At 65.4% G+C, this 15,195-nt stretch carries 10 protein-coding genes; 3 read left to right on the top strand and 7 right to left on the bottom strand.

What is annotated here, in order from left to right:
- A partial coding sequence (gene mutS / locus D9599_RS22395) for a DNA mismatch repair protein MutS (protein ID WP_198383525.1) occupies positions 1-2,497 on the top strand: 2,497 nt, incomplete at its 5' end.
- A gap of 280 nt (positions 2,498-2,777) precedes the next feature.
- On the top strand, positions 2,778-2,924 hold the full coding sequence (locus D9599_RS22390; RefSeq protein ID WP_198383524.1) for a hypothetical protein: 147 nt from the start codon (positions 2,778-2,780) through the stop codon (positions 2,922-2,924).
- A 123-nt stretch (positions 2,925-3,047) separates the two neighbouring features.
- Here D9599_RS22390 and D9599_RS22385 read toward each other — a convergent pair whose 3' ends face one another.
- The 3 genes from D9599_RS22385 to D9599_RS22375 are packed head-to-tail and all read right to left on the bottom strand — an operon-like array spanning position 3,048 to position 7,214.
- Positions 3,048-4,184: a hypothetical protein gene (locus D9599_RS22385; protein WP_198383523.1), complete on the bottom strand. Its 1,137-nt coding sequence runs from the start codon at positions 4,182-4,184 to the stop codon at positions 3,048-3,050.
- Between the two features lie 13 nt (positions 4,185-4,197).
- Positions 4,198-6,096 (bottom strand): hypothetical protein, encoded by a 1,899-nt coding sequence (locus D9599_RS22380; RefSeq protein WP_198383522.1) that lies wholly within the window; start codon positions 6,094-6,096, stop codon positions 4,198-4,200.
- Positions 6,093-7,214: a hypothetical protein gene (locus D9599_RS22375; protein WP_198383521.1), complete on the bottom strand. Its 1,122-nt coding sequence runs from the start codon at positions 7,212-7,214 to the stop codon at positions 6,093-6,095. The genes D9599_RS22380 and D9599_RS22375 overlap by 4 nt, the downstream gene beginning before the upstream one ends.
- Before the next feature lie 556 nt (positions 7,215-7,770).
- Here D9599_RS22375 and D9599_RS22370 point away from each other — a divergent pair.
- Positions 7,771-8,256, top strand: coding sequence for an NADAR family protein (locus tag D9599_RS22370; RefSeq protein ID WP_198383520.1), 486 nt, complete (start codon positions 7,771-7,773; stop codon positions 8,254-8,256).
- Here D9599_RS22370 and D9599_RS22365 read toward each other — a convergent pair.
- The 4 genes from D9599_RS22365 to D9599_RS22350 all read right to left on the bottom strand — a co-directional run bounded on the left by D9599_RS22365 (position 8,240) and on the right by D9599_RS22350 (position 14,785).
- Positions 8,240-9,202: a PfkB family carbohydrate kinase gene (locus D9599_RS22365; RefSeq protein WP_198383519.1), complete on the bottom strand. Its 963-nt coding sequence runs from the start codon at positions 9,200-9,202 to the stop codon at positions 8,240-8,242. The two genes, D9599_RS22370 and D9599_RS22365, sit on opposite strands and share 17 nt — an antisense overlap.
- Positions 9,199-11,112 (bottom strand): hypothetical protein, encoded by a 1,914-nt coding sequence (locus tag D9599_RS22360; protein WP_198383518.1) that lies wholly within the window; start codon positions 11,110-11,112, stop codon positions 9,199-9,201. Before D9599_RS22360 ends, D9599_RS22365 begins: the two co-directional genes overlap by 4 nt.
- 248 nt (positions 11,113-11,360) lie before the next feature.
- Positions 11,361-14,468 carry a MobF family relaxase gene (gene mobF / locus D9599_RS22355; RefSeq protein ID WP_232480785.1) on the bottom strand — a complete coding sequence of 1,036 codons (3,108 nt, stop codon included), beginning with the start codon at positions 14,466-14,468 and terminating at the stop codon, positions 11,361-11,363.
- Positions 14,468-14,785: a hypothetical protein gene (locus tag D9599_RS22350; RefSeq protein ID WP_198383516.1), complete on the bottom strand. Its 318-nt coding sequence runs from the start codon at positions 14,783-14,785 to the stop codon at positions 14,468-14,470. The genes mobF and D9599_RS22350 overlap by 1 nt, the downstream gene beginning before the upstream one ends.
- Positions 14,786-15,195: the final 410 nt, after the last annotated feature.

The following is a 15,195-nucleotide window of genomic DNA, read 5'->3' as shown; positions in this document are numbered from 1 at the left end:
CGTTCACCCGCCGGCCATTCGGGCCGAAGACACTGCCGCGCCGTCCTCGAGCCCGCTGCCGGCCGGTGGCCTGATCGCCTCCTATGCCGCTGCCCGCGCCGCCGCCCCCGGTCACATCGTGCTGTACCGGGTGGGGGAGTTCTACGAGGTTCTCGCCGAGGACGCGGCGGTGGTGTCGCGGGCCCTGGGCATCCAGCTCACCCGGCGTCGGCAGAAGGACGGGCCCGACATACCGATGTGCGGCATCCCGGCCTCGACCGCTGAGGCCGCGGTAGGCCGGTTGCTCTCCGCCGGGCTCAAGGTCGCCCTCTCGGAGCAGCCCGCCTCGGCGGGCGAGGAGCGTCCGCTGCGGCGGCTTACCCCGGGCACGTCCGTCGACGCGGCGGTGCTGGCGCCCGGGAGGCCCAACAACCTCGCCGTCGCCTTCGCGGCCGGTGAAGCAGTGGGCTTCGCGTGGCTCGATGTGTCCACCGGCGAAGGGGGCACGGCGATGGCCTCGCTGGAGGGGTGCGGTCCGGTGCTGGCGCAGATCGCCCCGACCGAGGTGCTGGTGGCACGATGGCCGGAAGCCTCGGACGCCCTGGCGGTGGCTCTTCGCAGCGGTGGAACGCGCTTCGGCAGGCTGGAGCGGCCCGAACTGGAAGGCTCGGCCGCCGCGGACATGCTCGCGGCAGCTTACGGCCTCGGCGCCCCGGACGCCCTGCGCGGCTTCTCGCCGCCCGAACTGAACGCCCTCGTCGCTCTCCTTGACTACATTCGGTCCACTGCCGGACGGCTCCCCGACGCGTTGCCGCCGCCGCGGCGGGCGGCGATCGGCGACACCATGGAGATCGACGCCCCGACGCTGCGAGGCCTCGAGGTTCTCACCTCCGGTGCCGGCGCGGAGGGCACGCTGCTGTCGGTGCTGGACCGCACGGTTAAACCGGCCGGCGCCCGCCTGCTGGCCCGGCAGTTGGCGGCGCCGCTGACCAAGCCGGACACCATCCGCCGTCGCTTGGCGATGGTGCGGTTCATGGTGAACAACCCGCAGCTTCGGTCGGGCTGCCGGGAGGAACTATCAGGGCTTCCCGACGTGCTGCGTGCCTATGGGCGGCTATCCCTGGGCAAGGCAGGGCCGCGTGACCTGACGGCGGTCCGCGACGGGTTGGAGCGGGCGCAGGCCACCGCCGCCCACCTCGCGGCCGGCGATGACCTGCCCCCGGGCTTGGCGACGGCTGGCCGAGAACTCCGGGCGGCCGGTGACGGCGGCCGGGACAGTCTTGCGAACACCCTGCGCCGGGCCCTGGTACCCTTCCCACCGGCGAGTACCGGCGAGGGCGGCTTCGTGGCCGACGGCTACCACGCCGAGCTCGACGCCAAGAGAACGGAGGCCGCAGCGGCCCGGGAGGCGATCAGCAAGCTGCAGGACCACTACATCCTGCAGACCGGCATCAAGACGCTCCGGATCAAGACCAACACCCTGATCGGCTACCACGTCGAGGTGCCCGCCGCGGCCGCGAAAGGCCTGGGCGACGGCTTCACCCTGCGCCAGGGTCTCGCCTCCTCGGCCCGCTACACCACGTCGGAACTCGACCGCTTGGCCTCCGACCAGGTGGGCGCGGCAGAGCGGGTGGCCGCGATCGAGGAGCGGGTGTTCCGCGACTTGGTGTCGGCAGCTCTCGCCCAGAGGTCCGCCGTGACGCGGATCGCCCACGCGGCCGCGGCGCTGGATCTGGTGTGCGGGCTGGGACAGGCGGCGGCCGAGGGGCTGTGGGTCGAGCCCGAACTGGCCGACGACACGGTGCTGGCGATCGAGGGCGGCCGGCACCCGGTGGCCGAGCCGCTGTTGGAAGCCCAGGGACGGACCTTCGTACCCAACGACTGCCGCATCGGCGGTGACGCGCGGCTCTGGCTCCTGACGGGCCCGAACATGGCGGGCAAGTCGACCTTCCTGCGGCAGGTGGCCCTGGTGGTGCTGATGGCGCAGGTAGGCTCCTTCGTACCGGCGACCCGGGCGAGGGTAGGCGTGGTGGACAAGCTGTTCAGTCGGATCGGGGCGTCCGATGACCTGGTAGCGGGACGGTCGACGTTCATGGTCGAGATGCTGGAAACGGCGGCGATCCTGAAGCAGGCGACGGCGCGGTCGCTGGTGATCCTGGACGAGGTCGGGCGGGGGACGTCGACGCACGACGGCCTGGCCATCGCGCAGGCGAGCATGGAGTACCTGCACGACGAGGTGGGATGCTGGACGCTGTTCGCGACGCACTTCCATGAACTGGCCGATGCGGCCGAGGCCATGCCGCAGGCCGTGTGCATGGCGATGGACGCCGCGGCCGGGCGGCACGACGAGATGTTCGCCTACAAGGTCAAGGCAGGTCGCGCGGGCCAGTCCTATGGGCTGAAGGTGGCCGCACGCGCCGGGATGCCGGCATCTGTGCTGAGCCGGGCAGCGGAACTGGTCGGCCGTGTAAAGGGCTCGTCCGGCCACACTGACGGGTTTGCCGAGCAAGTCTCATGACAGTCCCAGCCGGCACTTGCGCTCGGCTGGGGTGCAAGCGCCGCTGTTGACCCGGTCGAAGGGCTTCGGCTTCGGGCTGGGGAGGTAGCTACCCACGATCTGCCCACCTACCTTCTCGTTTATGTGTCGCTCCCCTGCTGCCGACCTGGCACCACTTATCAAGCTCCTGCAGGCCGGTGTTCCCCCGGCCCGCGCTGCCACAGAACTCAATCGCGTTCTGGCGATCTGGAAAGCCGAACTCAAAGAGGATGGCGAGGAATGGCAGGAGCGGCTGTCCGGCTTGGCCGAGCAGATGACGACGGGGATCGAAGAGATGCACGAGGGCATCGCCGAAGCGAGCGACAAGGGGAAGCCCACCCTGCGGCGGATCCTTGCGACGCATGAGGCTGTGCTGGACGAGGTTCGGAAGGTGCAAGGAGCCGGATAGGCGCGTCGTTATCTGCCAGGAAAGCTACCGCTGCCCTCGACCTATCTACGACATTGGTATGCGTTTGTGCAAAGTCAGATGCGGAAGTAGAAGCAGACGTTGCACAGCCAACAATACAACCGGCTACGTTGTGCCGAGTGGCGGCACCACGACCTCCCACTCGCCGCATACCCACATGGAGTAGAGTTCGAAAGGCTCACCCTCCGTCTGAGCTGGGTCAGCGTAGGCTGCGGTTTCCACATAAGGGATGCCCACTGTGAGGCGCTTGCCCGGGACGTGGCCGTAGACGTGGTCGTAGCAGGCGAGAAGAACTGCTATCGAGAGCAGCTTGGACGACAGCGGCGATACGAACGCCTTACAGCCGCCGAGCTGGTTGAGCGCACGTCGGTACCGGTCCATGGCTTCGAAGAGTTGTTTGTACGCTTCAAAAGGGTTGTACTCACACGCCAGCAAGATGTTCCTAGGCTCCACCTGAAAGGTGTCGAACAGGATATCTCGGTGCTCGTAGATGATCTCATCGCCCCGTCTTGGCTCCCGCGATGGGAACGGCACCACGGGGCAGATCTCGTCGGGATCAATTTTCTCCTGGATTCGGTCGAGCCTACCGGCTTGGTTTTCGCCAAGCACTGGGAACCAGACGTGAGGAAGATCTTTGGTCGTCTGCGCAGTCAGTTGGCCCGAAAAACCCTGCACGAACGAGACCTGATCGCGCAGCGAACCCTGCCCAGCGTTATTGTCGGCTGTGACACTCTCAGCTGTGGCCACGTGTAGGTTGACGCACCGACCATCCCGGGCGCGGACTTGGTCAAGGCCGTAAAGGAGGACGGCGACGCTGGTCATCGCCACCATCCTCGGCATCGCACTGATGTCCACGATTACGTCGTCGTATGCGGACGCGTCACCAGCGGCTCGTAGCTTAGTGTATGTCTTCTGCGTCGCCACCGGGTCGCTGAACGGGTCGCCGAGGTCGATATCGATCTCTTGGATGCGTGAGGCCCCGAAGAGTTTGCCTAGGCCCGTCGCGTTACGGTCCGTGCGTTCCCGTCGGAGCTTCGTTTCTTCTTGACCGTTGTGGAACGCGAGGAGCCAAGCATCGACGTCGGCACCCAGGTCCCGCAGTCGCCGCGCCGTCTCGAGTGCGCGTACGTCAAACCCCTTGCCGAGAACGAGGAGGAGGCGGCGCGGCCGCTCGTCCAAATGCCGTCGCCAGAACGCATTGAAATCGGCGTCGCTGGTGAGCGAGTAGGGATCCCACCGCATCGTTGCCGCATCATCAGACAAAAGTTGGATTCTCCTCCTGGGCGCCATGCTCCTGCCAAGTCGCGAACTCCTTCAGCTTCCTGCGCCGCCAACCGCCGTAGCCGAGCGGCAGCCTAAACTGAACGCAAAGCAGACGGTTGAGGTAGAACACAACGTGCGTCTTGCCCTTGTTCTGATGGTCAAGCTTCGGCACGAGCAAGTTGTGCGCGACTAGCGAGGTGAGGACATCGCGCAGCCCCCTGAGGTGGCGGATCTTGTCTTCGGGTGAATCGATTAGGATCTCCCGATCCTCCATCGTGATCGCCACCCCAGTGACGCCGGGAACGTAGGATGCGCTCTCCCGAAAGGTCTGCGCACGACAGTATGCGCCGATGCCCTCGAGGAGTGTGCGCGCTTCTCGGCCGAGCGGCATCCGTCGGGTCAGTTCAGTCCAGCGGCCTTTGGCGACCCGTCGGATGATGTCGTCCTGCCGTTCGGGGGAAAGCGGCATCGGCTTATCGCGTAAGTACTGAATTTTTGCCGACACCTCCTCGAAAAGCTCTCCGCTAACCGAGAGGTACTGGTCGACGTTGAACGACGAGACGTCAGCGAGCGCCTGGCGGCCGAAGTAGATCGGCGCGCCGATCTCAGTCCTGACGAAATGCTCGGCGGCGCGCTCAAGCCCGCTGCTATTCCGCTTGTCGAGTTCCTCGCTGGACAGCGTGACAAAGTCGAAGGTCGGCTGCTCATTCTTGCGATCACGGGCGATCAGAATCTCGGTCATCCGCCACTGGATTGCCCGCTCGATTGGGTCGCCACGCTTGTTGCGCGCCGTGTCGAGCCAGATGTCATACCGCGGGCTCCTTCCACGGCCTGCCAGCAGCCGGGCTTCAATGTCCACACACGCTTGGTCGAATGAGTGGCCCCAACTGGCGAGATCGTCGGTGTCAGCTATCAGCGAAAACAGGTCCCGGTCCCCGAAATTATCTGCCTTGGCGGCACGCAGACTCGCGATGTTCTCCACGAACTTCGAATAGCCTCCACCTCTCCGGTCGCTCCACTGGCGCTCCAATTGGATGACCCCGCTGTAGTCGCGCTCGGCCAGCGCACCCTCCGAGAGGAGATCCTTGTGTGTAAGAGTCTCCAGCCGCTCGGCAATCCAGACGCCACAATCCTCTCGTGCGTTCGTAACGAAATCGATGAGCGATCGGCGCTGGCCGGCTGAGAGCGTCTGGAGCTCGTCGAACAGCAGCACACGCTTCACTACGACCGTGGACTGTCTTGTCGAAATCTTTACCTTCGCGAACCACTTCAGGCCGTCAAGACGAGCGTGGCCGCCGCTGATTGGCTCGGGATCACCCAGGACGTCCATCCTTCCGTAGAAGTCCGTCTCGATCTGCGAGGCCCAGTCGAACAGTTCCTTGCCGGTGGCGTCGGCTGGGATCGTGCTTCCAGATTCCGGTTCCCAGGCGAAGTAAATCTGGTCGAGGTCTCGCGGGAAGGGGCGTTCAAGGCGCTCGAGTACCGCCCGCAAGGTAGCGATGACGATACGTGAGTTGACGAGTTCGCGGAACAGTGAGTTGCCGCGGTCGAAGTTGGCGAGCTCGCGGTACTCGTAGGTGAACTCGACCATCGTCCCGAGAATTTCGGGGCCCCTCGGCCCAATCGCCTCAACGCTCCGCAGCGCCTCCTGGGTTGCCTTCACGGTCGCGCTGTTGCTGGCTAGCGAGTCTGTAAGCGCGAGCGGTCGTGGCGTGAATAGCCGCAGGAAAGAGGTCTTGCCTCCGCCGGGCGCGCTACGCAGGAAGACGACGCTGCCCCAAGGGGAGTCGACGTTCTGAAGCAAGTCGAGGGCGCCGGAGCCAAACAGCCGAACGAACTCTTCGTCGGTGGTTCCCCGCTGCGATACCCTTATCCTGAACGGGTTTCTCACGGCTGCTGCGGCTTCCGGTGCCGACTGACCCGGGGAAAGAGTCCGCGTACCTTGTGCACGTCCTCTGCCCAAATCATGTAGACCGAGTTATTGGGCGTGTTGTGGTTCAGAACCACCGGCAGCCGACCGTCGGCGTAACCGTAGCGCTTGGTGGTGCCGCCGACCTTCCCGTGCTCGTCGTCCGTCTCCTCGTCGAAGTATCTGTCATCGTCCATGAGGGCGAAAAAGGCGGCGTCCCGCATCCTGTCGAGGGGGACCGCGGGACCAAGCCGGCAGACGACCCGGAAGTCGATTCTGCCTTTGGCGAACGGCAGGTGCGGCAGGAGACCGTTAATGTGGTCGATCGCCTGGTCGCTCGCGATGTACGCGATGATCGTGACCCGCGCGTTATCTACCACGCAGCTGCCTAGTTGTTCCAGATCGCAGAGCGCTTTCGTGATGGTCGGGATCTTGCCATCCCAAACCCGCCCCTCCTCATCGTAGCGGATCGCGCTGGTGCCGCTTGCGGTGAAGTCGTCGAGTAGAACCACCTGTTCGAAAAGCGCGGCGTCGCCCTCCGGCGCCGTGCCAGTCATCTTCGTCAGGTCCTTCTTCAGCTTGCCGAGCATGTTGGCGGCTTTGACCTGGGAAACGTCGTAGGCGTGGAACACCTGCTCGTTAGAGATCATCGGATTCGCCCGGCGGAACCAGTCAGTGCGCGCGCCGTCACTCATGCCGAGGTAGAGGGTCCGCCTGTGCAGCGTACGGTACGCCTCCGTTGCGACCGCCGCCTTTAGGTGCGTCGGGGGGACGCCGCCTCGCTCGCTGGCCAGCTCCATCATCCGAGGGCGAATAACTGTTGGAAAGGTTAGTTCGACTAGGTGGTTGATCTCACTGGCGCTGAAAAAGATTAGCCGGTTGCAGACGAAGTAGTAGGCAGTGCGTCGTTCCTCGCCAGGGTCGAATTGAGAGAGCCACAGCGCCAGACTCTCTATAAAGCGTCGACCTGGCGAGAATTGCTGATACTCGTCGTACTTGTAGCTGGCGAACGTCTCCAGACGAGCGCGCTCGCGCGCCTTTTCCTCGTCAGTCCAGTCCATGATCTTGGCGAGGAGGGCCTCAGCCAGTTCCTTCTTCAAGCGACAGCCTCCGGACTTGATCTCCGACGGCAATCGACCAGCCGGCACCCCCAATACAGCAATACACCGTGGTAAGCCGATTGCACCAGCTTATCGGTCTATCTAGTGCCCGTCTTCCGAACCGCGCCATCCGGATCGGCTTGATTGGGTTCTCGTAGTTGCACCTGTGCGATAGCGTCGATCACCGCGACGAGCCGCTCTGCGCCCTGCGGTGTCTGGTCCCACGCCCGCCGCACCGATGCTTCTAGCCGCGCCCACGCGAGGCGCTTCCTGGCCTCCCTGGTGCCGGATGACGGTCCACCCACACGTTGCGAGTCAACCCCGAGCTCCTTACAAATTCGCAAAACCCCGCCGCCCAGCGTGACGAACTGGCCATCGAGTATCCGCGATGTCTGGCTGGGATCTACCTTGGCCAACTCGGACAACCGCTCTTGCGACAAGCCGGTCCTTGCCAGCTGCCGCCTAAGCTCGCTCGCCAACTTTTCCCTTTCCTCTTGACTAGGCTTCATGCAAGTTATCATGCATAGTTGATGATAACTTGCAAGAAAGTCTTTATATGGCCTTGGATGAAATTCGTTTCTACCGGGCAAGCGAGAAGCCCTACGGAGCGTTCAGCAACCTCTTCCGGCGGCCGGTAGTGTTCGAAGGCGAGACGTTCGCGACGAGCGAACACGCGTACCAGGCTGGCAAGGCGCGCAAGCCAGAGGTGAAGGCGTGGGTGCTAGCAGCGCCGTCACCCGCGCTTGTCGCGATGGCCGCGCACGGCCTCTACTATTGGGACATCGTACCAGGTTGGTCACGGACGAAGTTCGATCGTATGCGCGGCGTGCTCAAAGCCAAATTCACGCAGAACGAGGACCTGAAGGAGCTGCTGCTGGCGACTGGAAATGCGCGTCTCGTCGAGAGTGCCACCGTGGACAACGAAGTGAACCGCCTGTGGGGCGAGGTGAACGGTCAGGGCCGCAATATGCTCGGGGAGCTCTTGATGGAGCTCCGCGCGGAGTTACGTCAGGATGGGAAAGGCGTCAGGCGCGCAGCGTGACGCGCGGCTCCGCATCCGTGAGGATTGAGCGCGCGTAAGAAGCCCCACGCTCGCGGAAGAGGCCGCGGGCGCCGACGTAGGCGCAGTTGGCTGCGGCGAGCCTCTGTCCAGAGCTGACCCCCTCAAGAATCGTTTTGACCGACAGCTTTTCGGGCGCATAGGCATCAGATTGTATGATTGCGTCGAGGAGCCCCAGCGTCACCATGTCGCCGGAGCCGCAGGTGTCACGGACTTGGTCAGCGAACCAGGCCTTGCAGTGATGCACATCGCCCTTGTGGCGAACCTCCAGACCTAAACTGCCGGCCGTCACAATGCTGAACGCCTCCGGTCGGAGCCAAGTCGCGATGTCCATGGGTAGGCGTTCCACCGAGTATTTGAAGATGTGTGCAACTGATAGTGCACGCCGAAACAACATCTGGTCGGCGATGCTCGACGGCTCGAAGTGGATGATCGCTCCGCCATCGGCAGCTTCCTCCATTGCATCGCAGATCGTCGACGACAACCGGTCGGCATAGAAGATGGTGCAGGCGGATAGCGTAGTCCTGGCAGGCTCAAGCTCGCAGCGCGTGATCGGCTGGTAGGTGCCGAAGCGTTCGGACGACTGAGGACACGTGAACGAGAAGCTATGCTCGTTTGAAACGGGATCAAGTAGCTCAACGATGACCGGCGAGCGTACCTCGCCGCGCCGCCAAACTAGGCGGGTGTCAGCACCCGCCAGTCGCAGGTCCTGCTCGAGCCGCGCACCAACGGGATCGGTGCCAAGGCGGAGGAGCGGCGTGACGGAGCGGCCCAGCATCGCAAGCGAGATAAGGACGTTCCCGCAGGACCCGCCGAGCTCTTCGAATAGCGGTTGCGGGCTGCCGACGTGGATGCGATCCAGCGCCACTAAGCCGGTGCCCACCACATGGCCGTGGCGGCGGGATGGGGAGCGCGCGTAGCTGCTCATGCGGGTCTCTTGCCAAGAGAATTGAGGTCGAGGCGACCATGCCCGTTTTCCAACCGCAGTGCGCGCAGAATCCGCAGCAGCGCTGCGGGACCCGAGGGGGTACGACCGAAAAGCGACCAAGAGCCTTGCAAGTGGCCGCAGACGCTATCCACGCTGACACTCGGCGGGCTTGCCAAAAGTTCCGTGTCGTTGCCACCCGGCTCCCCGCTGTCGCCAATGGATAGGACTCGCGCGTCGTCCGACATGGTCACGCGCATATGCGCTATGACCGCAGTCTTGCTGGTCGCGGTGGGCAGCAGGTCGAAACTGTGGTGCGAACTAACCGCCCTCACCCTCCCGTCCGCGACGGCCGGGAGGGTAGTCAACGAGGCGTTGAAAGTCGCTGGCGCCAAGACGTCTGAATGATTGATAGTGATTTGAACGCGGCTTCGCTTGAGCCTCACGCCAGGCCTGAGCAAACACTGGTCTTCGATCCACATTGCCGTCGAGGCTATATCGGGATTGGGATCCGGCTGATCGTTCTCGATATCCACGCTGAGCGGGCGGATGTGCCCTCCATTGTAGTATCCGACCGTTACCAAGGGGTGCAGGCGTTCCGGGAGCGTCTTGCGTAGCGCCTCGCCGGCAGAGCCGCCCCGGCCTGTCGCAAAGCCGATGGCGATCCCAGAGTCCGCTAGCCGCGTTAGCTCTGCGATGATCTGGTCGTCGGGTGGATCGAGGCGCGCCACGGTGGTGACCACTGTCCCGTCGTAATCGAGGACAACGCCGCCGATACGCGCGCCCGAGATTGCGCTTAGCCACTGATCTCGCGCCAGCCCGGCGCTCGTCGTGGGGCAGCTGGGATCATCGTAGAGGTGCACTGCCTCAAGCTTGTGGCGTATCGCCGGGTCGAGGCTATCGGCGAGGCGGGCGAGGCCCGGGTCGCCGTAGATGGCCTCGGCGAACTTCCCCCTACCTGGCTTGCCTGGGTCAGTGCCGGTCGCCTTTCCGAGGCTCTGCACCGTCGTCAGCCCCTCTACCACCGAAATTGCGGTGCGGAAGCGCGTGGCATGGCCGAGATCTATATCGGTGGATCGGATGGAGGAAGGGAGCGCCAATCGTATCGCCTGCCAGATGTCGCGTGACATGGCAGCGGTGACGGCAATGACGAACGTGCTCTCCGGGTGGCGGGCCGCCCAGACGTGGCGGCCGTGAGCGAAGTTGCGGAAGTCAGCTCTTTGGACAGGCGCGATGCCCGTCTCCCAAAGCGATGTCTCGATGAGGGTGGCCAAGGTCCGGCACTGCGGATCATGGAGGACGACTACGGTGTCACCCGAACGGAAGTTGCTGAGCGGGGAGCCCTCAGGAGCGACGGTCGCAGCGACCTCAGCGGCGTAACGGTCGACAACGTCGCGACCAGAGCGCCGGGTTATGACTTCGCAGGCGGCGAGTAGGCAGGTCACCATCGCGACCAAGGAGTGGGTCGCAAGGAACCCGTCCTTCCGGTCTGCGACCGGAGCGACAATGACCTGCACTCGATCAGAGCCGCCGGCGGCCAGCGAGGTTTCGCCTTGCGGGTTGACGGTAAGCAGGCGCACAGCCGCTGCAGCGGACCCTAGCGCTGCCGTGAACGCGCCGGCGATGTCCGGGTTGTTCGCGCCAGCGCTGAACAGCCAGATGTCGAAGCCGGAGAGGTCGTCTTGTGATACGACGAGGTCCATTGGCGTCTGCACGATCGTCGTTCCGTACCCGAGCGTCGAGCGGCACCGGGCGAAGAACTCGGCCGCGATAGCCGATCCTCCCGATCCGACGGCGATCGCAGGCCGACCCGCGCCCGCCAGCAGCGCCGCGTTCACCTCGTCGAACGGGCCGTCAGCGCCGAGGCGTACGGTCATGCTGAGCGTCGCCAGCTTCTCGTCGAAAATCGTCATCGGGTTGATCTTATCAGGAACGGAAAACGATCGGCCATTAGATAAGTCCGCAGGCTCAGCAGGAAGTCAGTCTAATTTCGGCCAAGCCACGCTACTGAGCCCCATGTCAGACAGGCTGGTTCGATGTCTGATTGGCGAGGTTGGCCGGACTTTGAGCGACTCGCTTTCAAGAGCCGCCTTCCACCCTTCTCGGCGGTAGCTGTGGCAGTGGGCGCCGCAGCTAGTGGAGCGAGGTCAGCTAACCTGCCCTACATTCCTGGCCCTGAAGAAGGAGGCTTCGGCGGGGTAGCGGCCTGTTCGATGGCTCGACGGGATGCTTCAGCTTCCACCCGCAGCCCTCGCAGATGCTGCTCAGCCGCTGTCGCCGGCCCGCCACGGAACTCCCGGATTACTGCGTCGAGCGCCTCCGTAAGCCGCGGAAGTTCCGACCTAACGGCTTCGGCCTGCCGCCTCATTCGGAACTCTCGCCCAAGGTCCCGTCCCCGCAGTTCGTCCATCTGTACCCGCTGCTCGAAGCGGATGAAGGTGTCGATTGCCGCCTCCCGAGCCTTGCGAGCCTCTCCCAGAAGATCCACTCCCAGCGGCTTGTAGGGCTTCTGTGAAAGGTCCTCGCCCACCTTGCGCCACAGATCCTGGCTGGTGATCGGCGTGGCATCGCCCAACGCCTTGGTGCGCTTGATGGCCTCGAAGGTAGCAGCCTCGGCCACCATGGTCCAGCTGGTGCCTCGGGCCCGGCTCTCGGCCACATACCCCTTGAAGGCAGTCACGCCGCCCGTCCCCCTGGGCAAAGCGTTTATGTGCTCCTGCGAGGTGATGCCCTGGGCAGCGTCGATGGTCAGGGCATGCCCGTGCCCCAGCAGCAGTCGGCCAGTCGCGTTGTCGCTCAGCCGGCGCCACTCCACAAAGCCCGTGGTGCCGTCCTTGTCGCGGAGCGTCAGACCATCGGCGCGTCGCTCAACGATCGTTACGACATCGCCGTTAGCACCGATGAAGCCGCCCTTCTCGCCGATCGTGGCCCAGGTCCGTCGGAACAGGCGCACCTTGTCGCCGGTCGCCAGGGGTAGGTCGTAGGTCTGCCCACGCTGATCCACCGCGGGTAGCACCTCCTCATCGGAGCCGATCTCGCCCCGTGCCTTCATCCGCGCCCGGACGGCACGGCTGATGTCAGCCACGTCCTCGTTGGTCGGGGCCGAGATGGTGATGCCCAGCTTCGAGCCGCTGGCGGTGAGCACGTCGCGACGCGCCATGTAGAAGTCGGCGATCTGCTCCACGACCTGGTCCTGATCACCGCCGAGCAGCCGTGCCGAGCCGTCGCTCCGCTCGCGCTTCAGGACCAGGGCCTCCTCGGCCTTCCCCTCGCGGAACAGGCCGGCAATGCGCCGATCCTCGGCGCTGGTCTGGCGCACGGTGCTCAGCAGCTCGGTCTGCTCGGACGCTGGCAGGGCCCGGCGCATCAGCTCCACGGCGTCGCCGGCTTCCACCGACTGTGCCTGCTCCCGGTCGCCCAGGACCTTGAGGGTCATCCCGGTTCGGGCCTGTACCTCCAGCAGCGTGAGCATGGCACGGGGGGCGACCTGGCTGATCTCGTCCACCACCAGCACGGTGTTGCGGGTGGGCACGAACTCGCCCGAAGCGATGGAGTCCAACAGGGGTGACATCGCCACGGTGCGGCGGATGCCGGCGTCCTTCAGGGCTTCCGCCTGCCGCCAAGCGGTAGCCGCGCCAATCACCTCCCGGCCGCCCGCCTCGAGGCGGGTGTCGGCGTGCCATGCGGCGACCAGGGGCTGCAGCAGGGTGGTCTTCCCCGAGCCCGCGACGCCGGTGAGCATGGACAGGGCGCCCCCCTGCCCCAGAGCGTAGATCGCGGCACGCTGGGCGGCGCCGTGCTCGGGATCACGGTCGAAGTCCAGGCCGGAGGTCCGAATGGCGGCGGTGATAGCCTCGGCCGACAGAACACCCGAGCGGTCACGAGCGGCGCGGTGAGCCTCGGTCTGCAGGGTGTCCTCGATCCGGACCTGGGCCGAGTTGGTCACTCGCACCTTGTCGCCGGACAAGCCGGTGACCAGGGCGACGTGCTCACCGCGGAGCTGGATGCCCCGCTTCTCGATCAGCCCCACCACAGCGTCGATGTCGTCGGTGCCACCGGAGATGCCGGTGCCGATGAGGCCACGGGCGGCATAGAGGCGCAGTTTGTCATGGTCGATAACCGCAGCGGTGTGGAACTCAGTGGCCAAGTGCTTGGCGGCAAAGGCGTAGGCACGGTCGAAGCGCTCGGCATCGGTCAGCGGAGGATGTTCTACCCCTTCCATGACGGTGGTGTGCTTCCAGCCGATCTCCTCGGCCTGGGCCTTCCAGACCTCCTGATCCGTGGCCTTGCCAGTTTTCGCCAGCCGGGCCGCCAGCCCGGTGACGGCGAGGATCTTGAACTTGCCCTCGGCCGACATGGCATCCCACTCCAGCCCCTGGCTCTCGGCATAGGCCCTGGCCGAGCGCTCGACCTGCCGGCGACCCTTGGAGAACGTGTCGGAAGCCTCCTGAGGGATGGCGTCGAGGACCACGGCCTGCTGCTGGCTGTCGTAGGAGGTCCGGGCGCCGAGGTCGCGCAGGTAATCGGCCAGACGGGCCTGGAAGTAGGCCCCGAATTCGTGGACGCGGGCGTGCAGGCGCTGGGTGTCGAGCGAGCCGACGCGACCCTCCTCGGTGACGACGGCGTTGAACAGGGCGTTGTGGATGTGGGCGTGGGGGTCACCAGCCACCGGGACTTCCGCCAGATAGGTGGCACCCTGGGTGCCATCGCGGACCGTCACGGTGGGTCGGGCAGTGTGGTGGCGGAAGCTGACCCAGCCCACTGCGCCTGGGTCGGCACCCTCAGCTCCTCCTCTACCCTTGCGAGCCCAGCCGAGCTCGCGGGCGACGTAGCGCATCGTGGCATCGTTGGCGCGGTCGATGGCGTGCCAGATGGCAGCCCCCTCGGCCGGAGAGGCGGCGAACTCGGCGGCCAAGGTGATCGACTTATGAGGCGCAAGGGTCAGGTCATAGGCGCTTACCTCGCGCTTCTGGTCCGACCATGCTGCCCCGCTATCGGCCCGCTTGGCCTCGAACAGGCGATCGAGGGCTTCGTCCTTGGGCATGCGGGTGGTGTCGATGCCGAGGGTAGCGGCGATCGAGGCGGGCATGTCGGGACGCCAGACCGCCCGCCCGTCGCGGCCGGTGTAGTAGGCCGTGAGCCGCCCACCCGGGTCCAGGGGTCGGCCGGGGGAAATGGCCGGATCGTGCTGCGTCTCCGGGGTGCCCTCGGTGAAGTAGGCCCGGAGCAGCTTGCCGGCGCTGGCCGCGGCAAGCTTGCGGAAGGTCATCACGAGTGGAGGTCCTTGTCCCGCTGGGCGCGAAGCACGGCGCGGGCCACCTCGGGCGGCAGGTCGGTGCCGAGGGCGAGGGTACGGCCGTCCACGCGGGACAGGACCATGCCGTGCTCCCGAAGCAGGGTGATGATGGCCAGGAGCATCTCGTCCAGCGTCGGCCCCTCCTTCTCGGGCGGGGTGACGGCCTTGGTGAGGGCGGCCAGCTGCTCGCCGATCGCCCTCAGCATGGCGGAGTGGGAGAGAAGAATTTCGCGGATCGACGGATCGTCGCTCTCCGTTCGCGCCGAATGAGGGTGAGTTGAGCCGTCCATGGGGGACCTCCGGGTTGTGGAGGGACCCTCTCACCGGGCGGCGCGAACGGAGAGCGAGAGATGCAAGAAAGACGGCCGGGCCGCAGATCCGCGCACATCGGGTGCAATGGTGTATGGACCCTACCCTTTGACGTCCCACCCCAGTCCTCATCGCGTCCCGTCAGGGTCCCGATCATGTCCCGTGGACGGCCCGCCAGGGTCCCGGTAGCGTCCCGCACGGGTCCCGCAAGGATCCCGGTCGCATCCCACTCAGGTCCCGGTGCGGTCCCGTTCACGTCCCAAGTGCCCCATCGCCGCCCCGCAGCTGAGGCCGCTGGCCATGCGCTAACGCCATGACAGGAGGGGCTATCGACCGCCTCCAGAGAAGGGCCAAGAGCGCCGGGCCGGTCGGCTCGTCGGAGATTTACCAG

The organism is Roseomonas sp. KE2513, assembly GCF_016107305.1.
Classification (GTDB): Bacteria; Pseudomonadota; Alphaproteobacteria; order Acetobacterales; family Acetobacteraceae; genus Roseomonas.
This window is presented reverse-complemented; position numbering and strand designations above follow the sequence as displayed.

Coding starts and splice junctions, on each gene's coding strand:
- D9599_RS22370 (WP_198383520.1), top strand. CDS start 7,771: ATGGCCTTGGATGAAATTCGTTTCTACCGGGCAAGCGAGAAGCCCTAC.
- D9599_RS22365 (WP_198383519.1), bottom strand. CDS start 9,202: ATGAGCAGCTACGCGCGCTCCCCATCCCGCCGCCACGGCCATGTGGTG.
- D9599_RS22350 (WP_198383516.1), bottom strand. CDS start 14,785: ATGGACGGCTCAACTCACCCTCATTCGGCGCGAACGGAGAGCGACGAT.
- D9599_RS22385 (WP_198383523.1), bottom strand. CDS start 4,184: ATGCGGTGGGATCCCTACTCGCTCACCAGCGACGCCGATTTCAATGCG.
- D9599_RS22360 (WP_198383518.1), bottom strand. CDS start 11,112: ATGACGATTTTCGACGAGAAGCTGGCGACGCTCAGCATGACCGTACGC.
- mobF (WP_232480785.1), bottom strand. CDS start 14,468: ATGACCTTCCGCAAGCTTGCCGCGGCCAGCGCCGGCAAGCTGCTCCGG.